This window comes from Sorangiineae bacterium MSr12523 (assembly GCA_037157775.1).
Classification (GTDB): Bacteria; Myxococcota_A; Polyangia; order Polyangiales; family Polyangiaceae; genus Pendulispora; species Pendulispora brunnea.
The window spans coordinates 10,911,953-10,931,697 of record CP089982.1 but is presented as its reverse complement, the minus strand read 5'-3'; the positions used below and the strand labels follow the sequence as shown (position 1 = coordinate 10,931,697).

22 protein-coding genes are annotated in these 19,745 nt (G+C 65.2%); 8 read left to right on the top strand and 14 right to left on the bottom strand.

Features of this window, described 5'->3' with window-relative positions:
* Positions 1-20 precede the first annotated feature (20 nt).
* Entirely contained in the window at positions 21-1,199 is a 1,179-nt protein-coding gene (locus LZC95_43120) for a hypothetical protein (protein WXA93233.1), read from the top strand.
* Here the strand turns inward: LZC95_43120 and LZC95_43115 are convergent.
* Positions 1,196-2,059 carry an alpha/beta hydrolase gene (locus LZC95_43115; GenBank protein WXA93232.1) on the bottom strand — a complete coding sequence of 288 codons (864 nt, stop codon included), beginning with the start codon at positions 2,057-2,059 and terminating at the stop codon, positions 1,196-1,198. The two genes, LZC95_43120 and LZC95_43115, sit on opposite strands and share 4 nt — an antisense overlap.
* Positions 2,060-2,120: 61 nt before the next feature.
* Here LZC95_43115 and LZC95_43110 point away from each other — a divergent pair, with 61 nt between their 5' ends.
* Both LZC95_43110 and LZC95_43105 read left to right on the top strand, forming a co-directional pair.
* Positions 2,121-2,900 (top strand): SDR family NAD(P)-dependent oxidoreductase, encoded by a 780-nt coding sequence (locus LZC95_43110; GenBank protein ID WXA93231.1) that lies wholly within the window; start codon positions 2,121-2,123, stop codon positions 2,898-2,900.
* 50 nt (positions 2,901-2,950) lie between these two features.
* A complete protein-coding gene (locus tag LZC95_43105) occupies positions 2,951-3,700 on the top strand; it encodes a ClpXP protease specificity-enhancing factor SspB (GenBank protein WXA93230.1) in 750 nt (249 codons plus the stop codon).
* A 13-nt stretch (positions 3,701-3,713) separates the two neighbouring features.
* Here LZC95_43105 and LZC95_43100 read toward each other — a convergent pair whose 3' ends face one another.
* From LZC95_43100 to LZC95_43070, 7 genes are all read right to left on the bottom strand, one after another.
* Positions 3,714-3,977 carry a PEGA domain-containing protein gene (locus tag LZC95_43100; protein WXA93229.1) on the bottom strand — a complete coding sequence of 88 codons (264 nt, stop codon included), beginning with the start codon at positions 3,975-3,977 and terminating at the stop codon, positions 3,714-3,716.
* Between the two features lie 83 nt (positions 3,978-4,060).
* Positions 4,061-4,924 carry an SDR family oxidoreductase gene (locus LZC95_43095; GenBank protein WXA93228.1) on the bottom strand — a complete coding sequence of 288 codons (864 nt, stop codon included), beginning with the start codon at positions 4,922-4,924 and terminating at the stop codon, positions 4,061-4,063.
* Positions 4,924-5,349, bottom strand: a complete 426-nt coding sequence (locus LZC95_43090; GenBank protein ID WXA93227.1) for a hypothetical protein — start codon at positions 5,347-5,349, stop codon at positions 4,924-4,926. The genes LZC95_43095 and LZC95_43090 overlap by 1 nt, the downstream gene beginning before the upstream one ends.
* 24 nt (positions 5,350-5,373) lie before the next feature.
* The gene (locus tag LZC95_43085) at positions 5,374-7,329 is read right to left on the bottom strand and encodes a hypothetical protein (GenBank protein ID WXA93226.1); all 1,956 of its coding nucleotides are present in this window, start codon (positions 7,327-7,329) and stop codon (positions 5,374-5,376) included.
* Between the two features lie 16 nt (positions 7,330-7,345).
* Positions 7,346-7,807: a TerB family tellurite resistance protein gene (locus LZC95_43080; GenBank protein WXA93225.1), complete on the bottom strand. Its 462-nt coding sequence runs from the start codon at positions 7,805-7,807 to the stop codon at positions 7,346-7,348.
* Positions 7,804-8,544 (bottom strand): HAMP domain-containing protein, encoded by a 741-nt coding sequence (locus tag LZC95_43075; GenBank protein ID WXA93224.1) that lies wholly within the window; start codon positions 8,542-8,544, stop codon positions 7,804-7,806. Before LZC95_43075 ends, LZC95_43080 begins: the two co-directional genes overlap by 4 nt.
* Positions 8,545-8,646: 102 nt before the next feature.
* Complete coding sequence (locus LZC95_43070) at positions 8,647-9,354, bottom strand: sterol desaturase family protein (protein ID WXA93223.1); 708 nt, start codon at positions 9,352-9,354, stop codon at positions 8,647-8,649.
* Between the two features lie 46 nt (positions 9,355-9,400).
* On the opposite strand from LZC95_43070, the gene LZC95_43065 reads away from it, so the two are divergent.
* Positions 9,401-9,940 carry a tRNA (cytidine(34)-2'-O)-methyltransferase gene (locus LZC95_43065; protein ID WXA93222.1) on the top strand — a complete coding sequence of 180 codons (540 nt, stop codon included), beginning with the start codon at positions 9,401-9,403 and terminating at the stop codon, positions 9,938-9,940.
* Positions 9,941-9,944: 4 nt separating this feature from the next.
* Here the strand turns inward: LZC95_43065 and LZC95_43060 are convergent, their stop codons facing one another.
* Together LZC95_43060 and LZC95_43055 are read right to left on the bottom strand one after the other, a co-directional pair.
* Positions 9,945-10,562: a Uma2 family endonuclease gene (locus tag LZC95_43060; protein ID WXA93221.1), complete on the bottom strand. Its 618-nt coding sequence runs from the start codon at positions 10,560-10,562 to the stop codon at positions 9,945-9,947.
* 147 nt (positions 10,563-10,709) lie between these two features.
* Positions 10,710-11,873 carry an acyl-CoA dehydrogenase family protein gene (locus LZC95_43055; protein ID WXA93220.1) on the bottom strand — a complete coding sequence of 388 codons (1,164 nt, stop codon included), beginning with the start codon at positions 11,871-11,873 and terminating at the stop codon, positions 10,710-10,712.
* 126 nt (positions 11,874-11,999) lie between these two features.
* On the opposite strand from LZC95_43055, the gene LZC95_43050 reads away from it, so the two are divergent.
* Positions 12,000-13,049, top strand: coding sequence for a ferritin-like domain-containing protein (locus LZC95_43050; GenBank protein WXA93219.1), 1,050 nt, complete (start codon positions 12,000-12,002; stop codon positions 13,047-13,049).
* Entirely contained in the window at positions 13,042-13,776 is a 735-nt protein-coding gene (locus tag LZC95_43045; GenBank protein WXA93218.1) for a TetR/AcrR family transcriptional regulator, read from the top strand. The genes LZC95_43050 and LZC95_43045 overlap by 8 nt, the downstream gene beginning before the upstream one ends.
* On the opposite strand, the gene LZC95_43040 is transcribed toward LZC95_43045, so the two are convergent.
* Positions 13,773-14,957, bottom strand: a complete 1,185-nt coding sequence (locus LZC95_43040) for a quinone-dependent dihydroorotate dehydrogenase (GenBank protein ID WXA93217.1) — start codon at positions 14,955-14,957, stop codon at positions 13,773-13,775. The two genes, LZC95_43045 and LZC95_43040, sit on opposite strands and share 4 nt — an antisense overlap.
* Positions 14,958-15,051: 94 nt before the next feature.
* Here LZC95_43040 and ald point away from each other — a divergent pair, with 94 nt between their 5' ends.
* Together ald and LZC95_43030 are read left to right on the top strand one after the other, a co-directional pair.
* On the top strand, positions 15,052-16,170 hold the full coding sequence (gene ald / locus LZC95_43035) for an alanine dehydrogenase (protein WXA93216.1): 1,119 nt from the start codon (positions 15,052-15,054) through the stop codon (positions 16,168-16,170).
* Positions 16,167-16,910, top strand: coding sequence for an HAD-IA family hydrolase (locus LZC95_43030; protein WXA93215.1), 744 nt, complete (start codon positions 16,167-16,169; stop codon positions 16,908-16,910). The genes ald and LZC95_43030 overlap by 4 nt, the downstream gene beginning before the upstream one ends.
* Before the next feature lie 151 nt (positions 16,911-17,061).
* Here LZC95_43030 and LZC95_43025 read toward each other — a convergent pair whose 3' ends face one another.
* Genes LZC95_43025 through LZC95_43015 form a run of 3 tightly spaced genes read right to left on the bottom strand, consistent with a single transcriptional unit; the run spans position 17,062 to position 19,711 of the window.
* Positions 17,062-18,126 (bottom strand): galactose mutarotase, encoded by a 1,065-nt coding sequence (locus LZC95_43025; protein ID WXA93214.1) that lies wholly within the window; start codon positions 18,124-18,126, stop codon positions 17,062-17,064.
* Positions 18,126-18,995, bottom strand: coding sequence for an S-methyl-5'-thioadenosine phosphorylase (locus LZC95_43020; protein ID WXA93213.1), 870 nt, complete (start codon positions 18,993-18,995; stop codon positions 18,126-18,128). Before LZC95_43020 ends, LZC95_43025 begins: the two co-directional genes overlap by 1 nt.
* Positions 18,992-19,711 carry an HAD-IA family hydrolase gene (locus LZC95_43015; GenBank protein ID WXA93212.1) on the bottom strand — a complete coding sequence of 240 codons (720 nt, stop codon included), beginning with the start codon at positions 19,709-19,711 and terminating at the stop codon, positions 18,992-18,994. The genes LZC95_43020 and LZC95_43015 overlap by 4 nt, the downstream gene beginning before the upstream one ends.
* Positions 19,712-19,745: the final 34 nt, after the last annotated feature.

Below are 19,745 nucleotides of genomic sequence, written 5' to 3'. Positions count from 1 at the left end.
CTATGAATTCGTCCAGGTTCATGATTCGACGGCATGCGCCTTCGTGGAGCGGTCTCGCCTTCTTGTCAGGGCTGTTCGCCTTGCAATGCGGCCTCGAAGGCTTGGGCGATGGCGTGCGCCCTTCGAGCCCGGAGGGCGGCGCCGAGGCTGGCGCTGAAGTCGGGGACGGCCATGCTTCGCCCCCCGATGCTGGCGTTCCACCCGCCGATAGCAGCGCCTCGCCTGCGGACGCAGCACATCAGACTTCGGACGGCTCCCGGCCTGACGACGCCTTCATCGTCGGGCTTTCCGAGCCGGACCAATTGACCATGGCGGCCGGTTTTCTCTACTTCACGACGGGCCGAGATTACGAAGGTGCCGTGCGCCGCTGCCCCATCCAAGGATGCCAGGGCGAGCCCGAGATCATCGCATCGGGGCAGACGGAGCCGCGTGGGCTCACCGTCACCCAGACGGTCATCGTCGGCTGGGTCAATCGCGGAGCCGGCCAGGTAATGCTCGCGTCGCGAGGGCCCGGTGCAGCGAGCTGGGAGTCGCACGCGCTCGCGACGGAGCAATCGATCCCCGCGGGCATGGCCATTTCGGCGATGGACGATGCCGTTTGGACGAACTACGGGTCGCAACCCGACACCGCCGCGGTGGCGCGCCGCACGGGCCGGCAAGCGCCCATCATCGCCCTCTCGCGGGAGAAGAGCTATGCGGGGCCGATCCTCCTTTCCGGCGAAGGCAAAGACGTGGTGTGGGGCCATGGCAACGGCCTTGCCGAGACGACCCTCGATGCCGACGGCCATGCGCCGTGCAACTTCGTGCACAGCACCGCGCCCGTGACGAACCTGGCCTCGGGCATGAACGAGCCGCTTCAACTCTTTTGGAGCACCCTCGACGGATTCGTCCTCATGGCAAACCGGCCGCGAGCCGCCGACGCGCTCCAACATTGCAAAGAGATCCCCCCATCGGAGATCACCTCGGTGGTCAAGGGGCAAGGGAGCATCGCGTCCTTCGCCGTGGATCCTCTGTATGTCTACTTCTCCGCCACCGAAGGCGGAAAGGGATCGCTGCGCCGGATGCGCATCTTAGGGGGCGAAGTCGAGGTGCTGCTCGACGACTTGGACGATCCGCGGGGCGTCGTCGTCGATGGACCGGACGTCTACGTTGCCGTTCGCGGCGATGGCACCATCCGCCGGATCCACCTCTACATCTAGAGCATGTTCGACTGCGCGAACTCCACGATGCGCTGGCACGTGGCGCGCGGATCGTCGAAGTGCGGACAGTGACCGATGCCCTCGGGCCGCTCGATGACCGCGTGCTTGGGGAGGTTCTCACTGAAATACGCAAAATCGTTCGCGGGAAGCAGCCGCTCCGAGCGGCCCCACCAAAACAGAATGGGCATCTTCAGCGTTGCGAGCTGCTCCGGCGTCGCACCGGAGTTGGGCGTGGCTGCATCGAGAAGGCTACCCACGGCCGGCCGCTTCGCCGAGTGTACGATGTCGGCGGCGATGAGCGGACCAAACCACGGTTTGCGATGATAAATCGTATTCAAGAATCTGCGCGCATCGCGCGGAGACTCCATGCGGAAAGCGCGCAAAAGCCGCTGCAGATCTTCCTCACTCCAGAGCGCGCCTGCGGGTGACAGCAGCACCAAGTTTCGCACCCGCTCGGGCCGCGCGGCCGCGTAGTGCAAGGCGATGGCCCCGCCCATCGAGTTGCCCACGACGATGGCCGGTTCGTCGAGCAGCTGGTCCAGCGCGCTCGTCATGTTGTCGAGCAAGTTTTCAGGCAGCAGTGGGATGCGCGGAACCTCGCTGAAGCCGTGCCCCGGAGCGTCGGGCGCGATGATGCGGCGCGTGTGCTTCTGCAGAAGCGCCAGCAAAGGCCCGAACGCGGCCGACGACGAGGTGATGCCGTGCAGGACCACGATGGGCGGAAGCGAACCGTGGCCTTTGCCGTCGAGCACGTGGAGCTTGGCGATGTCGGTTTGAACGAAACGGCTCTGGATGCCGCGTTTTCGAAGGCGATAGCGCGAGATTCGTTCGAATGCAGGAAGAAGCCGGGGTCGCAGCATCGGAGGGCGCATGAATGGAAACTTCGTCCGTGCCGTGCCGTGGTCTAATGTGGTTTCTCTCATGCAGCCTTCCAATGTTTTTATCACGGGAGCCTCCAGCGGAATAGGACGCGCGCTCGCCCTGGAGTACGCGCGCCGTGGCGCGCACGTGGCGATCGCGGCGCGGCACGAAGAGGACCTTGCCCGCGTCGCCGTGGACATTGCGGCGTGCGGCGGGAAGGCCAGCGTGCACCCGCTCGACGTGGCCGACGCCGACGCCGTCTTCGAGACGGTGCGTCGCGTTGATCGCGAGCTCGGGAGTCTCGACATGGTGATCGCCAATGCCGGCGTCGGAAGCTACGGGCACATAAGTACGATGCCGTGGGCCCATGTGGCGCGCGTTCTCGACGTCAATGTTCGCGGTGCCATGGCCACACTGGCCGCGGCCGTTCCCATCATGCTCGCCCAGCAACGGGGCCATTTGGTTGGCGTGAGCAGCCTGGCCGGCCGGCGCGGCATGCCGCATTCAGCTGTGTATAGTGCAAGCAAAGCGGCACTCTCGACCTTCGTGGAATCGATGCGCATCGAACTTGCGCCCGCAGGCGTTTTTGCAACCGATGTGCAGCCCGGTTTCGTCGACACACCGCTCGTGACACGCGGGCGTCATCCGACGCCATGGATGTGGTCGCCACAAAAAGCAGCCCATGTTATCGTTCGGCGGCTCGAACGGGCGCCCGCCGTCATCGCATTTCCGTGGCCGCTCAACGCATTGAGCGCCATCAATCGAATGCTCCCACCGTTTTTATACGATCGACTGGCGCGCCTCGTTGCCGCGCGCGCATCGTATGCCCAAGAGCTGTGAAGCCGCCCCCTTCCGACCCCGCTGTCGCCGGGACCCCAGGTCGTAGTAGCATGAACCCTCGGAAGCTGATGTCCCGTCCGTTGCCCCCCAAAAAAGAGGTCGCGCTCGCGCTGCTGGAACGCTCGAGCGTCCACGTTCACCTCGATCCACGCGTGACCAGCGTGATCGTTCCGCCCTGGTTCAAGAGCCAGCCGCAGCTCGTGTTGCAGATCGGGCTCAACATGCCCGTGCCCATTCCGGATCTGCACCTCGACGAGGACGGCATGAGCTGCACGCTCAGCTTCAACCGGTCGCCGTTCCACTGCGTCGTGCCTTGGGCGAGCGTTTTCGCCATGGTCGGCGAAGATGGTCGCGGCATGGTGTGGCCCGACGACGTGCCGGTGGAAGTCTCCCGCCAGACGCGTCCCGTGCAGGTTGCGCCAGGCCCCAAAGAAGCGAGCCCCGACAACGGCAAGGCCGCTGCCGGCGCCCCGAAAAAAGGGCCGCGTCGCATCGCGGAGGCTGCGCCGCCGTCCGACGACACCAGCGCGGGCAAGAAAAAGAAGAACGTCGTCAAGCGTCCGCGTGTCACGCCTGCGCCCGAAGAATGGGCCGGTGCCCCGCAAGCGGGAGCTGGTGGCTCGCGAACATCGCCGCAAGCCGGCGGGCCGCGCTTGTCCGCCGTACCGCCCGTTGCGGGCGATGGGCGAGATCCGCTGCGCGACTCGAGCGACTCGGAGCCCGAAGTGCTGGGTCCCCGCCCGCCGCCGACCTCGCGTCCGAAGCGGGAGCTTCCGCCCTACCTCCGCGTCGTCAAGTAACCGTAAGCGTGCGCTAAAGCGCGATCTTGAGCCGCGTGGTCTGCCCCGCGGTGATGGTGAAGCCCAGCGTGCGCTTCACGTTGCCATTGACCAACGTGAGCTTGTGGTCGCCCACGGGAAGGCGCAGGTTCTCGACGGGCGTGCTGCGGCCCGAATCTTTGTCGTCGATGATGACTTTGGCCGGCGGCGTGGACGATACGGTGAGAAAGCCTTCGGCCGTTTGAGCCGCGGCCACCGGCACGGCCGCTACGGCGAGCAGCGCACCCAAGGCAGCCAAGGAGGACCTCAGCGAAACGAGATTCATTTGCCTTCGATGGACGCACAGAGAGCCCCACCGATGCAAATGCTTCCGCCTTTGGGCTACGTTTTCGCTTCCCGGGCCTGCGTTTCCTGGTTCTGCCGGTCTTCCTCTGCGGTTTTCTGCACTTGCCGCAGCTTGCGCGCGGCCGGCGCATAGAGCAGCCGTTTCACCCAGCGCGGAGAGATCGCGTTGAGCAGCATGAGCATGCGGATGACGAAGCCGGGGATGACCAGGGCCCGCCCGCGCTCGAATCCGCGAAGCGCCGCCCGGGCGCAGTCGGCCGCGCTGATCTCGACGAAGCCCGGCACGTCGGCGCCGGTGAAGTTTCCCAGCGTGTCTTTGAACTCGGTTTTGACCGGGCCGGGGCACACTTGGGTGACCGTCACGCCGGTGCCGGCCAAATCGAGGCGCAGCGATTCGGTGAATCCCGTGACGTAGTGCTTCGTCCCGATGTACACGGAAAAGCCCGGCATGAAGGCGAGGCCGAAGCCGGAGCTCACGTTGAGGATGCCGCCGCGCGCGCGCTCGACCATGCGCGGGACCAGGCGGTGCGTGAGGTAGGTCAAGGCCGTGACGTTCAGCGTGATCATGCGCTCGGTCTTGTCCCAATCGGCACGATCGAAGACGCCGATGTCGCCGAAGCCGGCGTTGTTGATCAGCACGTCCACGCCGCCGGTCGCGTGCTCCACCGAGGAGAGCATCTCGCGCGTGGCGTCGCGATCGCCCAGATCGCAGCCGCACACGTGCACCTGGAGTTGCGGGTGCTCGCGCACGAGTTCCTCTTTGAGCTGCTCGAGCCGGTCGATGCGCCGTGCTACCAGCACCAGCGCTTTGGCCCGCTCCGCCGCCTGCCGCGCGATCTCGACGCCGATGCCCGACGACGCGCCCGTGATGAGAACGACGGCCCCCCGAAGGATGGACACTAAAGCTCCACGCCGAAGACTTCGCGGAAGCGGGGATACGGTTCGTCCATGATGCCGATGTCCAAACCGATGCGAAGCGAGATGGTGACGCCATCGCCCCAGGGCCACCAAAGGCCGTACGCGAGCACGCCGGCGACGGGACCCGCGGAGTAGAGAAGCTGGCCGGAGCGAAGACCACCGGAGCGCTCGGCCAGATCGCGCACGCGAGGCGGGGCGCCGGCGAGGCTTGCCGCCGTCCACTCCGACGGGAGGCCTTCGAGTGCGACCAGGCGCGCTTCGTTCTCCAGATCCGCGTTGATGGAGGACGTGACGCAGTTGAGACGATTGTCCCAGCTCCAACCGCGGCGCGGCCACTTGCTCCGCAGTCGGACGAATCCTTCGAGCATCGGTTGCCACAGATCTCGGGCGGCCGTCGGCATGGTCATGAGGTTATCATGCCCGCGGAACGTTCAAGGCGTCACGCTTGCTTTGGCGCGTTGACGTGCTCTTTCGGGTGCGTTGGTATGGTGTTCTACGATATCGGCGTAGTGCTTCTGCGCGGCCGCGCGATCGCCGAGGTCCCACTCCGTGTCGGCCAGGCCGAGCAGCGCAGGGAGAAAGGACGAGCTCGCAGCGAGCGCGCGCGTGTAATAGCTGCGCGCGCCCGCCTTGTCGCCGAGCGCGCGGGACGTGTCGCCGAGGCCCGTGAGAACCTCGGGGTTCTTCGGCTCCTTTTGGACCAGCGCCTGGTAGATCTGCCGCGCGGTCGCATAGTCGCCGTTGCGCTGCACCTGTGCGGCGCGACGCAACGTCGGGCCGAGCGGATCGTTGGCCGCAATCACGACCCCGGGTGGGCCAGCCGGCGCGGGATTGGCCGCGGGCGTGGGCGCGCCGGGATGCGGCTTTTCGGGCGTCGCCGCCGATGGCGAGGCGGGCGAGGGAGACGCGGGCGAGGGAGATGCGGGCGACGGCGGCGTGGGGGCCTGCGCGAGGTTCGCGGGCGGTGCGCTGCTCGCGCCTGGGGCATTCGCGCCGGGGGTGATGCTTGCGGCGACGGCGGCCGCGGGCTCCGAGGGCTCGATCGCGCGAGGCGCTTCGTCGGCCGACGGGGCCGGCGTGACCATGGCCGTCGAGCTCACGGCGTTCACGGGACTTGCGGCACCGGGTGGGCTCTCCGTGGTCGGAGCCTGCGTTTCCGCGGCCTTCGGCTCCTTGGTCGCGCTTTCAGGTGCGGGGACGTGGTTCGACTTCGTACTTAGCCAGAACGCGACGCCGATGCCGACCAGCGCAATGGGCACGATCCAGCTCGGCTTGCGCATGGGCGATGGCGACTTGGGCTCGACCTTCGCCGCGGCCACGGCTGCGGGCGCCGTTGCCGCCGCGGCCGCGGGCGCCGGCGCATCCGGAATGATGTCGGGCGGCGGCAACGACGGAGGCGAGATGCTCCCGCGCACCGGCCGGAGCGTCTCCGGTTTGAGCGAGATGCGCGGCGGCGGCGAGAGGCGCTGGAGCGGAGGCGCCACGGAAGCCCTTGCCGATGCCGGCAGCGGAGGGAGCGCCGGCTTGCTCGAGCGCCGATCGGCGGTGGACCCGCTCACGGGAAGCGGCGGTGGCGTCGTCTCGCGCACGACCGCCGCCGCGGCCGCGGGGCGCTTGAGCGTCTCGGGGCCGTCCTCGGTCTCGAGCTCCGACGCTTCCACCTCCATCTCGGCGGTCTTTTCGTCTTCCTCGTCGTCGTCGTCGTTGCCCTTCTCCTCGTTGGCGGCTTTCAGAGAGCCAGGGCCAACGAGCGGCAGCGTCAGCGAGACGCTGTCATCCGGGCTCACGACGATCTTTTCGACCTTCGCGTCCTTTTCGCCCGTTTCGTCTTTCGCGTCCTTCGCGTCCTTCGCGTCTTGCGAAGCCTTCGCGTCTTGCGCGTCCTCCGCGTCGTCCTCGCTTTTCTCCTCGTGCTCGAAGCTCTCCAGCGACGGAGGCGCTTCGACGCCGCCGACCTCCGAGAGCGACAGCGGCGAGGCTTCATCCTCGGGCGGCGACTTGCGCGAGGGCATCGGCGGCACCGACAGCGGCCGTGAAAACTGGAGCGTCGGCTCGTCCATCATCTCGCCGGCCGACGACGGCGGCTCCGCGTCGTCCGCGACCTCGCCTTCGCTGGGCAGCATGGCCGCGCGGCCGTTGCTCACCGAGGCACGCGCTTCGGCATCGAGCACCTCGGCTTCGCCCATGAAGGGCGTGGGGCGATTGCTCGGCGTGACTGGGGGCCGCTCCTCGGCTTGCGGGAAGCCCGGCGGCGGATCGGGTGGAAGCGATTCGGCATGCGGTTCGATCTCGTCATCGAGAACCGCTCGTTTCAGATCCTCGCGCGAATCGAACGTGACCTCTTCGCCCGCTGGGTTGACGATCGACCAGCGCCCCTTGTCAGCCATGACAATAATCTTCGCCTTACGGAGCCTCTACCGCAAGGCGAACAGTTTCGATGAGTTCCTCCAGGCGCGAGGATGGCAGATTGCAAGCTTGCGCCAGGGAGGCGATCAGGGTGCGCTCGGAAGCCGAGAAACCCTCGCTCGAATACGCGATTCCAAGTGCTACGATCACGCCTTCCTCGACGGCGTCGCAGTCCTTGAGGATCTCGGCAATGAGGCGGAGGCGCGAGCCTACCCCTGCAGCATCGATGACCTCTCGGCTGGCCACGATAAGTGGACTGACCAGGTCCACGTCGAGCTGGGTGCGCAACAAGCGCCCAAAGATGAGGCGCAGGGCCTCGACCTCGTCGTCGTCGATGGTGCCGTCCGCATTTGCGACCAGCACACCCAAGTCGATAATGGCGGTAGGGTTGTAATCCCCGCGTTCGAACAGCTCGCAAACCGTCTCGACCGTCTCGCGGATGAGGGCCTCGCCTTTCATACGATGGACGTCCGCGTGAGGCGTTTGGTGAGACCGAGCACCATCTGCGCACGAAGGACGCGCAGCCCATCGAGCACCTCGGGCGAGGCGCCGGTCGCTTCCGCCTTGCGCATGGTGGCGTCCAAAGTGGCGATCCGGCCGGTTTGCAGGGCTTTGAGCGACCAGGTCATCTGCATGAAGGTGTCGAACAGATCCTCGAGCTCGTCGCCGCGGCGGAGCCGTTCGGTCACGACGAGGCGCCCGGTGCCGACGCGGCGGAGCAGCCGCTTGATCTTGTGCACGGGCCCAACCACGCGCCGGGTGATGAAGACGCCCATGATGGTGAGCACCACCGTGAGGGCCACCCCCGCGAAAATCAGCACGGCGAACACCAGTTTGCGCTGCATTTCGATGGCCGCGCGGTTGCTCTGCACGGCTTGGAGGTTGGCTTCCGCCTGACGATCGGTCTCGGACAGCCCCTCTTCCACGACCTTGAGAAGCTCCGCGTTGCCGCTCATCAGAACGCTCTCGCGCGTGAGCTGCGAATTGACCTGCGACTCCTTCATCGCCTTTTCCGCCTGCGTCGTCGCGAGTTGGGCGTACTCGGCGGCCGTGTTGGCGGTCTTGCCGATGACGACGCCGAGGGCCAGCATGACGAAGGCGACGACCCCAACCAGCATCCCTGTGTATTTGAGCTGGAAACGAGGGTTGATGAGCCAGTTGCGATTGCGCAGTTCGGGGGCCACGGGGTTGCTCATGTCGGCGTGCGAGCCTACCACCCGCTCCCGCTCCCTCGCTGCCCGATCTTTCGGTTTGCCCGTAGATGGGCAAGGCGGCATGCGCGCGCAGGACGTTCGCGCTTACTCGCCCCGACGTTCAACGTAGTACGTGCCGAACACCCGATCGCTGATTGGGAATGTGATGTTGAAATTCCACCGCCCCATGAGCGCCTTGTCGTGATGTCTCTGGTGGTGTCGTCTGAGAACTTTCACCATCGGCAAACGGCCCACGAGCGAACGTTCGTCCAGGTGATAGACGAAGTGGAGCCACTCGTAGGTCAAAAAATAGCCCATGGCGACCACGATGAAGAGCCAGGCCACGTTGCTGCTGGACACCAGGAAAAGAAGCCCCGCGACCGGCGTGGCGATGACCCCGAGGAAGAAGAAGAGCATCACCGGCGGAAAGAGCACCATCTTGAAATCGCGCGAGGACTCGTAGGACATCGCATCGTGCGTGAAGAAGTGATGGTGCTCGCGCGTGTGGCGTTGAAAGAGGATGCCCATGCCCGGCTTGGGCCTGTGCATCGGGCCCTTGTGGCCGAAGTATTCGCAGACGTTGGCGAAGAGAAACGCGAGGGGCAGCGTGAGCCACTCGAGCGGCGCCATATCGTGCACGCGTGAAATGGCGAAGCCCAGCACGGCGAGGGAGCCGATGCTGGTGAATGCAAAGTGCAACCATCCGCTGTAGTGCGGGCCGACGTTCTCCTTGCGGTATTCGACGCGAAAGCGCTCGACCTCCGGCGGGACACGAGGCACCGTTTCCAGGGGCGTCGCGAGCGCGTTCTGCATCCACATAGCGTAGCACGGCGTGGCCCGTGCTATTTGCACACGGGCCGTGCCCCCTTCGACCGACAAAACGCCGCGCCTTCGAGCGCACCCCGTGCAAAATCCCTTTCATATCGTGCTGGTGGAGCCAGAGATCCCTCCCAACACGGGAAATATCGCCCGCCTCGGCGCCGCCACCGGTTCACCTCTGCACCTGGTCGGGACCTTGGGCTTCCGCATCGACGAACACAGCGTGCGCCGCGCCGGTGTCGACTATTGGCACCTGGTCGACGTGCGCCGGCACCTGGATTTCTCGCACTTTCAGCACGCCTTCGCCAAGGAAGGCCCCGCACCGGGCAAGCTTCACCTCTTCAGCGCCGTGGCCACGCGCAGCTACCTGGAGGCCGACTTCGCCCCCGGCGACGCGCTGGTCTTCGGCCGCGAAAGCGTGGGCCTCCCCGAAGAGCTCCTCGAAGCCCACCCCGACCGCGTCGTGGCCATCCCCACCTTGGGTGCCGTCCGCTCGCTCAATCTCGCCAACGCCGTGGGCATCGCTCTGTTCGAAGCCCTCCGCAAAGTCGGCGCGCTCGACTCGACGTTCATGGGCTGAAGAGTCAGGGAGGGCCTCTTTGGAGCTTCTCGAAGAGCTTCACGGCCTGCTCGGTTGGCCATATGCGTTCGAGGGCGAGCTCGAATCCCGGGAGCGTTTCCGGTCGAAAGAAAGCGTTCTCTCCGAGTGAATCGACGGGGGCATACTGTTCGTCCCTCAATAGGAATCGATCGAGCGTTCGCGCGACGGGATCGATGATCCAGTATTCGGGTGTGCCAATGCTGGCATAGTAGCCAAACTTGACGACGCGATCGATCCTCCGACTCGAAGGAGAACTGATTTCGACGGCGAGGGATGGATGGCCTTGGGAAAGGCTGTCCTGCTGGTCGCGCAAGGATGGATTGTCCCTCGCATAGAACTGCGCGTCCGGCATCACCCCGCGTCGTTCGCTGATGCGAACGGGATATCCCGACGCAAGGACGATGCCCGCTTCGGTAGCGTTTGCCCAGTTCTCAAGCGCCGTTACGAGCTTGAGCACGACGTATTCATGCGGACCGCCTGGTACTTCGACCTCCACGAACTCGCCATCGATCAGCTCGCGGAGATCGTCCTCGTCCAGCTTCAGGAGGTCGTCCCAGGTATACGGACCCTGAACCTGCTCGACTTCGCCGACGCGTTCCATGGCGGAATTATGACCCATGCCCCCGCCAAGTGCAGGAGAGATCTCTTCCCGTCCACGTACACGTTCCCGTTCCCCTTCCCGATCTTCTTCTCGGCTATCCGGGAACGTGTACGGGAACGGGAACGTGTACGGGCAATGAGGAAGTCGCTATTCGAACGCCGCGATGCCCGTGACGTCCTGGCCCAGAATGAGCGTGTGCACGTCGTGCGTGCCCTCGTAGGTGAACACCGTCTCCAAATTGCAAAGGTGACGCATGATCGGATATTCCAGCGTAATCCCATTACCGCCGAGGATATCGCGGCACGTCCGCGCGATTTGCAGTGCGGCGTGCACGTTGTGGCGCTTGATCATGCTCACGTGCTGCGGCCGGAGCTTCTTTTCCGCCTTGAGGCGCCCCGCCTCCAGCGCCTGCAATTGCGAATTCGAGATCAGCGTCAGCATCTCGGCGAACTTCTGCTGCACCAATTGATGCGACGCGATCGGCTTGCCCGCGAATTGGACGCGGTGCTTCGCGTAGTCCAATGCGCAATCGAAACAGGCCTGCATCGCACCGATGACGCCCCAGGCGATGCCGAAGCGCGCGGAGGTCAGACAGGAGAGCGGCCCCTTCATGCCGCGCACACCCGGCAGAATGGTGTCCTTTTTCACGCGCACGTCCTCGAGAATCAGCTCGCTGGTGACGCTGGCGCGGAGGCTCATTTTCTTGTGGATCGTGCGCGCTTCGAAGCCGCGCGTATCCGTCGGGACCAAGAAGCCGTGCACCTCGCCGTTCACGCCACCGACCTTCGCCCAGACGAGGGCCACCTGCGCCACGTTGCCGTTGGTGATCCAGCGCTTCGTGCCATTGAGCACGTAGCTGTCGCCGTCTTCGATGGCCACGGTGCGCATGCCCGCGGGGTTCGATCCGAAATCCGGCTCGGTCAATCCGAAGCAGCCGATGATTTCGCCTTTGGCCATCTTTGGCAAATAGTGCTCTTTTTGCTCTTCCGAGCCAAAGGCATGAATGGGATACATCACCAAACTGCCTTGTACGCTGGCGAAGCTGCGCACGCCGGAGTCTCCGCGCTCGAGCTCTTGCATCACCAGCCCGTAGCCGATGTCACTCAATCCAGCGCAGCCATATCCTTGTAGATTGCAACCAAGCAATCCCAAGTCGGCAATCTCCTTGGTGAGCTCCGTCGGGAAGGTGCCGCGCTCGAAGTGCTCGCCGATGATCGGCAACACGCGCGCGTCGACGAAGGCGCGAACCGTGTCGCGGATCGCTCGCTCTTCGGGGGTCAGGTGCCGGGAGAGTTCGAAAAAGTCAGGCATGGCCGCCATCTGTAGCATGGAGGCGGGCCGGGGCGTCCCGCCGGTCGCGGGTGCATCCCACCTTTTTCCGCTGTAGCTTGACGCCGGTACCTAATTGATCAAAAAGTCAATTGAGGAGGCAACCCCATGAGCAACGTGCCGAACCCGAGCGACTCGCGTGCACCGACCGCCTACGCCCGCATCGCGCAAGACAGCGCCAAGCCGGCGAAAGAAGGCCCTCATGGAATCGAGCGCATCGATGTTGCTTTCCCCATGTCGTACACATGGGATTACGCGACCTCGCGGTTGGATTTGCGAGTGCTTTACGAGAAATCAAAGGACTTGATGTGGAATGGCAGTACGGATCTGCCTTGGGACACTAATGTTGATCCCGAAGGGCCGTACTTCCCGGATACCATGAGTCCGCTCTATGGCACGCACATCTGGGCAAAGCTGGAGCGGGACAAGGGCATTCCGAACCTGCGGCGCCACATGGCTAGTTACATGATTTCGAACTTCCTCCACGGCGAACAAGGCGCGCTCTTGGCGACATCGCAGATCGTCAACTGTGCGCCAACGTCGGAGGCGAAGTTCTACGCCGCCGCCCAAGTCTTCGACGAAGCTCGCCACGTGGAAGTGTACGACCGGTACCTGCGCGAGAAGTACGAGCTCGTCTATCCGATCAGCCCGTATTTGAAGCAACTGCTCGACACGCTGCTCACCGATTCGCGGTGGGACTTCAAATACTTGGGTATGCAAATATTGGTGGAGGGCGTGGCGCTCGGGGCGTTTGGCTTCATCCATCAGATGACCAACGAGCCGCTCATCAAGCAGATCACGCACATGATCATGCAAGACGAATCGCGGCACGTGGCCTTCGGTGTGCTCGCGCTCAAGGACACGTACCAAGACATGCCCGCGAACGAGCTGCGCGATCGCGAAGACTTCGTGATCGAAGGCTCGCGGCTTTTGCGCGACCGGTTTCTCGGCCAGGAGGTGTACGAGCGTTTGGGTTTGCCTCAAAAGGAATGCGAGGAGTTGTCCGAGCGCAGCGAGGCCATGCAGTTCTTCCGCAAGCTGCTCTTCACCAAGATCGTCCCCAACGTCAAACGGCTCGGCCTCCTCACACCGTACGTTCGACGCGGCTTCGAGGAGCTGGGGGTGATCGAATACGAGAGTTGGGATCCGAGTGCGTAACAGTCGAAGCTCAGGGGCGCTCCGCGTCGCCGATACCGGCTCTACTCCGTCGCGTCGCGAACGCAATGCGGCGGAGACCCGGCAGCGGATTTTGAATGCCGCCGAAATCGAGTTTGCGAAAAAAGGATACGACGGAGCAAGGCTCGGGCAGATTGCACGCTCGGCCGAAGTGCAGCAGGCGCTGATTCATCATTACTTCGACGACAAGCGCGGCCTGTACCGCGAGGTCATCGAGCGCGCCCTCGATGCGATGAGCCTGGAGAGCTGGGACGTCGTTCACAGGTTCGCGCAGCCGCTGGACGACACGCGCATCCCCGAGCTGGTGCGCGCCTTCGTCGACTTGCTCATGTGGCAATCGGTGAAGCACCGCATGGTGTACGCCATCATGCGCCACGCGTCCGCGGCGGCGAGCGACGGGGAAATTCCCGACGATGTGCCCGATGCGTTGATCCGCAAAGTGATGCACGAGAAGACGAAGCCTGTGTTCGACGCCGTCGTCGCGCTGATCGAGACGTTGATCCAGAAGGGCTGCCTGCGGAGTGACGTGCACGCGCGCCATCTGTGCATCTCGACCTTGTCCCTGGTGTGGATCACGGTGCAAGACGAGCGTCTCGTGCGCACGCTTTGGTCGGTGGACGTGCGATCGCCCGAGTTCGTGCGCGACCGCAAAGAGGAAATCGTCAAAACGATCCTGGCGCGCGTTCTTCCGAGTCCTGACGGCGGCTAAGCGCCGGTGGGCCACGACGCCCGTGTGAGCTCGGCGAGGGACTTCGCGCCAGCCTGTGCGACCGTGTCGGCGAGGCCGCGTGCGATGGATCGCACGACACCCGGGCCGCGGTAGATGAAGCCGGTGTAGAGCTGCACGAGGTTCGCGCCCGCGCGCATCATCGCCAGCGCGTGCTCCGTCGAGTCGATTCCGCCGACACCGATGACGGTGCGCTCGGGCCCGAGGCGCGCGCGAACACGTCGGACGATCTCCAGGGCGCGCGCCCGGACCGGCGGCCCACTGAGCCCTCCGGCGCCGATGGCCTCGACGGTGGCGGCATCCGTGGCAAGGCCCGTCCGCGCAATGGTCGTGTTGGTGGCGACCACGCCGTCGAGCTCGCATTCGTCCGCGACGGCGAGAACCCCTTCCAGCTCGTCGTCGCTCAGATCGGGCGCGATTTTGACGAGCAGCGGCACGCGTGCGCCCACCTTGTTTTCCGCCGCCAATGCGCCCAACAAGGTGCGCGCGAGCTCCTGGCCCTGCATCGCGCGAAGCCCGGCGGTGTTCGGCGAAGACACATTGACCACCACGAAATTCGCCCGCGGGCGGGCCGCGCGGAAGCTTGCCAGGTAATCCGCAACGACACCTTCCACGGGATCCAGCGCCACCACGCGCGACTTGCCGATGGAGATGCCGATGGGCACTGGGATCCCCGAGCGCACATGCTCGATGTGGGCGGTAACCGGATCGGCGCCCTCGTTGGGGAAGCCGAGCCGATTGATGAGCGCCCGATCGCGCGGCAGCCGAAACAGGTTTGGCGTGGGATTCGGTGCCTGCCCGTGCGCGGTCACCGTTCCAAGCTCCAGGTGGCCGAAACCCAGCGCGGCGAGCGCACGAGCTCGCCGCGCGTTCTTGTCGAAGCCCCCCGCGAGGCCCACGGGGTTCGAGAAATCGAGCCCCATCGTGCGTGTCGCGAGCTCGGGGCGGTTCACGGCGAACATCGCCCGCGTCAAAGCGCGAAGCAGTGCGACGTGCTCGACGGGCGCGAGCGCGGCCATGGCAACAGCGTGGGCCCACGAAGGCGGAAGGGTGAACAGAAGCGGGCGAACGAGGGAGTACACGAGTGAGGTTTTCCCGAGCCAAAGATCGGAGGGGTGGCGTGGCTCGCTGCCGTGAGTAGCACGGCTAACGCGTTGCTTCATGCATTGGCGTCTCGCCCACGCATCGAATTTCGAATACTGTCCCGCGCGCCGCCGTAAGAAAAGAAGACTTGGCCGCGGCAAAAGGAGTTTTCCCGTGATTGTTGGCGTCCCGAAAGAGATCAAGACCCGCGAGTATCGAGTTGGCATGACCCCGGCTGGTGTCCGCATGCTCACCACGCACGGTCACAAAGTCCTCATCGAAAAAGGGGCGGGGGAGGGGAGCGGCATCAAGGATTCCGAGTATGTCGCGCAAGGCGCAACCATCGTCCCGACGGCGGCGGACGCGTGGGGCGCGGAGATGGTCGTCAAGGTCAAGGAGCCGCTCCCCGCGGAGTATGGCTTCTTCCGTGAAGGGCTGGTTCTTTATACCTACTTGCACCTGGCCCCCGAGCCGGAGCTGACGCGTCAGTTGGTGAAGTCGAAGGTCGCGGGCGTTGCCTACGAGACCATCGAGCTCGCCGACGGTTCGCTGCCGCTGCTCCGCCCGATGAGCGAAGTGGCCGGCCGCATGGCCGTGCAAGTCGGTGCGATGTGTCTCCAGAAGGAGCACGGCGGCAAGGGCGTTCTGCTCGGCGGCGTGCCGGGCACCCGTCGCGGCCGCGTGGTCATCCTCGGCGGCGGCGTCGTCGGCCAGAATGCGGCGACCATCGCCATCGGCATGGGCGCGCAGGTCACGGTGCTCGACGTTCGCGCCCACACGATGGCGTACCTCGAGGACGTGTTCGGCGGCGCGATCGAGACGCTGTACTCGAATCCGACGAACATCGAAGAAGCCGTCACGCGTGCGGACCTCGTGGTTGGCGCTGTGCTGGTCACGGGTGCGGCGGCGCCGAAGCTCGTGAGCGAGCAGCTCATTGGCCGCATGACGCCGGGCTCCGTCGTCGTCGACGTTGCCGTCGACCAGGGCGGTTGCATCGAGACGTGCCGTCCGACGACGCACGACAACCCGACCTACGAAGTGCACGGCGTCGTTCACTACTGCGTGGCGAACATGCCGGGCGCGGTGGCGCAGACGAGCACGTGGGCGCTCACCAACACGACGTCGTCGTACGCCGTGAAGATCGCCGACAAGGGCCTCGTCGCCGCCGTACGGGAAGATCCGGCGCTGGCCAAGGGCGTCAACACGTACCAGGGCCACGTGACGTGCGAGCCGGTCGCGCAGGCGCACAAGCTCGAGTACACGCCGCTGTCGAAGCTTCTTTCGATCACGTGATCGACCGAGCCCTCGTCGAGCGCGTCGATCTTCTCTGCCTCGACGCGGGCAACACGGTCATCTTCCTCGACCACGCCCGCATCGCGCGATTCTTGGAGTCGCGCGGTGTGGACGCCGAGATCGACGCACTGATTCAGGCCGAGGGTTCGGCCAAGCGAGGCCTCGCCGGCGATGGTTCCGGCGAGGTCGTCGCGTTTTCATGGCCGCACGAACGCGAACCCGGCGGCGCCGAGTGGGGCAAGGTGATGGGCACCATCATGGCCCTCGGTGCCCGCGCCCCTCGCGAGCGCGTGCCCGAGCTTCTCGCGGCGCTCTGGGAAGAGCACCTTCGCTTCAATTTGTATTCACGCGTCCCCGAGGGCCTCCCCGCCGCCATTTCGCGCCTTCGCTCCGCCGGTGTGAAGGTGGCCATCATCAGCAACTCCGAGGGTCGTCTGGCGTCCTTGTTCGAGGAGCTAGGCATCCTCGCGTGCTTCGACCGGGTCGTCGACAGCAGCGTCGTCGGCGTAGCCAAGCCCGACCCCCGCATTTTCTCTTTCGCCACCGAGGCCTTCGGCATCTCCCCGGACCGCACGCTGCACCTCGGCGACACCTTCGCCACCGACATCGCCGGCGCCCGCGCCGCCGGCATCCGCACCGCGCTCATCGACCCCTTCTTGCACTACCCCGGCCTGTACCTGGACGTGCCGCGCGTCGACAGCGTCGCGCAAGTCTCCGACGCGATCCTCGCGCTGCGCTAAAGAAGAGAATTTACATGAAGGCGGGAAGGCGGGAAGGACTTACGGCACAGAGGGCGCGGAGCGCTTTTTTGGGGTTTTCAATGGCTGCACTGAGCTCATTGAAAACAAAAAAACTCCCCGCCTCCCCGCCTCCCTGTGAATCTTCTTCGGGTTACTCCGAGATGCCGAATTGGTAGATGGTGCGGCTCTTGAACGGGGTGCCGGGCCGTAGCACGCTCGAGGGAAATGCCGGCTGGTTCGGGGAGTCGGGGAAGTGCTGCGTCTCGAGGCAGAGCCCATCGGTTTGGCGGTAGACCGAACCGCTTGGGCCGACGAGGGTGGCGTCGAAGACGTTGCCGGTGAAGAACTCGACCCCGGGCTCGGTCGTGTACGTATCGAGCACGATGCCGGTCTTCGGACTGCGCACGCGCGCCGCGTGGATCGGTTGATCGGCGGGCGTACCCGCGGGCTTCTTCAAAAAGTAACAGTGGTCGTAGCCCATGCCGCGTACGAGCTGCTCATGCCCCTGGCGGATGCGTGCGCCGATGGGCGTTGCCTGCCGGAAGTCGAGAGGCGTGCCCGTCACGTCTTGGAGCTCGCCGAGTGGGATCTGGTTGCGGTGCACCGGCGCGAAGCTGTCGGCGAAGATGACCAGCTCGTGATCCAGAATGTCGCCCGTGCCCTCGCCGGACAAATTGAAGTACGCGTGGTTCGTGAGGTTGACCACCGTGGGCTTGTCCGTCGTGGCGAAATAATCGATGCAAAGCTCGTTTTTCGCCGTGAGCGTGTACGTCACGCGCACGTCGAGCGTGCCGGGGAAGCCCTCGTCGCCGTCCGGGCTCGTATGCCCGAGGACCAAGCGCGCGTTCTTCGGGTCGAACTCCACCTCGCGCCACGTGTGGCGATCGAACCCGCGCTTGCCGCCGTGCAACGTGTTGCCGTTGTTGTTGATCGGCAGCTTGTACACCGTGCCATCCAGCGTGAACGTGCCGCCCGCGATGCGGTTGGCAAACCGCCCCATCACCGCGCCCAGCGCCGGGTGCGGCCCGAGGTACGGCGCGAGCGACGAAAAGCCGAGCACCACGTTGCGCTTCGTGCCCGTGCGGTCCGGCACGTGCGCCGCCGTGATGGTGGCTCCGTAGCTGATGACGTCGACCGACACGCCCGCATCGTTCGACAGCACATACCGATGGACGTCCTCTCCATCGGGCCCCTTCCCGAAAAGCTCACGGCTCATCAGTTTTTCCCCTTCGCGAAAAAGCGCGCGCAGACCGCGTCCAACTTGCCCACCAGCTCGGGATCGTACGTCTCTGGCGCCGTCATCACCGCGCCCTCGAGTGCCGTGTGGCAGCCGCGATCGCACGTGCCCACGCCGGCGAGGGCCGGAACGACCTTGCGCAGCAGGTTCTGCGCGTGCGTCACGTTGCCGGCCATCACCTCCGCCACGGCGTGCGCCGTCACCGCACCGTGGGCCGTGTGCCAGCAGTCGTAATCGGTGACCATGGCGACGGTGCAGAAACACATCTCCGCCTCGCGAGCGAGCTTCGCCTCCGGCATGGCCGTCATGCCGATGACCGAGCAGCCCCAGGAGCGATACAGCTCCGACTCGGCCCGCGTTGAAAACTGCGGACCCTCCATCACGATGTACGTGCCGCCGCGGCTCACCGGAATGCCCTGCGACTTCGCCGCCGCCGCCGCCACGTCGCCCATGCGTCCGCAAACCGGCTCCGCCATCGACACGTGCCCGGTGAAGCCTGGCCCAAAGAAGGTCTTTACGCGCGCAAACGTGCGGTCGATGAATTGATCCACCACGACGAGCGTGCCCGGCGGAAGCTCTTCACGAAGGCTGCCCACGGCCGTGAGCGAAAGGATCTGCGTACAGCCCGCGCGCTTGAGCACATCGATGTTGGCGCGCACGTTGATGTCCGTCGGCGGGATGCGGTGCCCGCGCCCGTGCCGCGGCAAGAACACGACGTCGTGCCCAGCCAGGCGCCCGAACAGCAGCGCATCGGAAGGAGCCCCGAACGGGGAAGTTACGTTCTCCCATCGCGCATCGGCGATGTCGTCCATCCGATAGAGCCCACTGCCGCCGATGACACCGATCATCCGCCGTTTTGTACTGACGTTTCGCGGATCTGTCGATAGCCGCCGGTGGCCGCACGCAGCTCGGACCAGAGCACGGGATCCTCGAAGTCGGCCACGGCGTAGTCGGCCCCGGCATCGCGCAACGCCTGGTCGGACAGCGACGAGCGGATGCCCACCGTGCGGATGCCCGCGGCCGTGGCTGCTCGCACCCCGGAGCGCGAATCTTCGAAGGCCAGCGCCGTGTCGGCCGAGACGCCCAGCTCCTTCAAACCCGTGAGGTAGGGCAAGGGGTGCGGCTTGGTGTGCGCCAGCTCCTCGGCGATGACCACCGTCTCGAAGTACCGCGCGATGCCCAGCACCTCGAGCATCAGGTTGGCATTTTCACGCGGCGCATTCGTGACGAGGCCGCAACGGACCTTTTGCGACTTGGCCCAATCGAGCAAGGGCAGCAGTCCGCGCGTCGGTTCGAGCCCCGCCACGTCGGGCTGGGCCACCATTTCGCGAAAGATGGCTTCTTTGCGCCCCGCGAAGGCCACGTGTTCCGCGTAGGTGTGTTTCGGCATCAACCGGGCAAAAATCTCCCGGACGCCGCCGCCCATCACGTAGGTCTGGTAATACGCGAGATCGATTTCCGGCCCGCCGCACTCGCCCAACATCGCGCAAAAGGCCTGAAAATGTAGAGGATCCGTATCGACCAGGGTCCCATCGAGATCGAACAGCAACGTGGGTTTCGACATGTCGCGTCAAGTCGTAGGTGGCGCAGTGAACTTT

What these genes read in the sequence shown, in the direction of transcription:
- LZC95_43120 (WXA93233.1), top strand. Translation starts at nt 21, where the DNA reads ATGATTCGACGGCATGCGCCTTCGTGGAGCGGTCTCGCCTTCTTGTCA.
- LZC95_43115 (WXA93232.1), bottom strand. Translation starts at nt 2,059, where the DNA reads ATGCTGCGACCCCGGCTTCTTCCTGCATTCGAACGAATCTCGCGCTAT.
- LZC95_43110 (WXA93231.1), top strand. Translation starts at nt 2,121, where the DNA reads ATGCAGCCTTCCAATGTTTTTATCACGGGAGCCTCCAGCGGAATAGGA.
- LZC95_43105 (WXA93230.1), top strand. Translation starts at nt 2,951, where the DNA reads ATGAACCCTCGGAAGCTGATGTCCCGTCCGTTGCCCCCCAAAAAAGAG.
- LZC95_43090 (WXA93227.1), bottom strand. Translation starts at nt 5,349, where the DNA reads ATGACCATGCCGACGGCCGCCCGAGATCTGTGGCAACCGATGCTCGAA.
- LZC95_43085 (WXA93226.1), bottom strand. Translation starts at nt 7,329, where the DNA reads ATGGCTGACAAGGGGCGCTGGTCGATCGTCAACCCAGCGGGCGAAGAG.
- LZC95_43080 (WXA93225.1), bottom strand. Translation starts at nt 7,807, where the DNA reads ATGAAAGGCGAGGCCCTCATCCGCGAGACGGTCGAGACGGTTTGCGAG.
- LZC95_43075 (WXA93224.1), bottom strand. Translation starts at nt 8,544, where the DNA reads ATGAGCAACCCCGTGGCCCCCGAACTGCGCAATCGCAACTGGCTCATC.
- LZC95_43070 (WXA93223.1), bottom strand. Translation starts at nt 9,354, where the DNA reads ATGCAGAACGCGCTCGCGACGCCCCTGGAAACGGTGCCTCGTGTCCCG.
- LZC95_43060 (WXA93221.1), bottom strand. Translation starts at nt 10,562, where the DNA reads ATGGAACGCGTCGGCGAAGTCGAGCAGGTTCAGGGTCCGTATACCTGG.
- LZC95_43055 (WXA93220.1), bottom strand. Translation starts at nt 11,873, where the DNA reads ATGCCTGACTTTTTCGAACTCTCCCGGCACCTGACCCCCGAAGAGCGA.
- LZC95_43050 (WXA93219.1), top strand. Translation starts at nt 12,000, where the DNA reads ATGAGCAACGTGCCGAACCCGAGCGACTCGCGTGCACCGACCGCCTAC.
- LZC95_43040 (WXA93217.1), bottom strand. Translation starts at nt 14,957, where the DNA reads ATGAAGCAACGCGTTAGCCGTGCTACTCACGGCAGCGAGCCACGCCAC.
- LZC95_43025 (WXA93214.1), bottom strand. Translation starts at nt 18,126, where the DNA reads ATGAGCCGTGAGCTTTTCGGGAAGGGGCCCGATGGAGAGGACGTCCAT.
- LZC95_43020 (WXA93213.1), bottom strand. Translation starts at nt 18,995, where the DNA reads ATGATCGGTGTCATCGGCGGCAGTGGGCTCTATCGGATGGACGACATC.
- LZC95_43015 (WXA93212.1), bottom strand. Translation starts at nt 19,711, where the DNA reads ATGTCGAAACCCACGTTGCTGTTCGATCTCGATGGGACCCTGGTCGAT.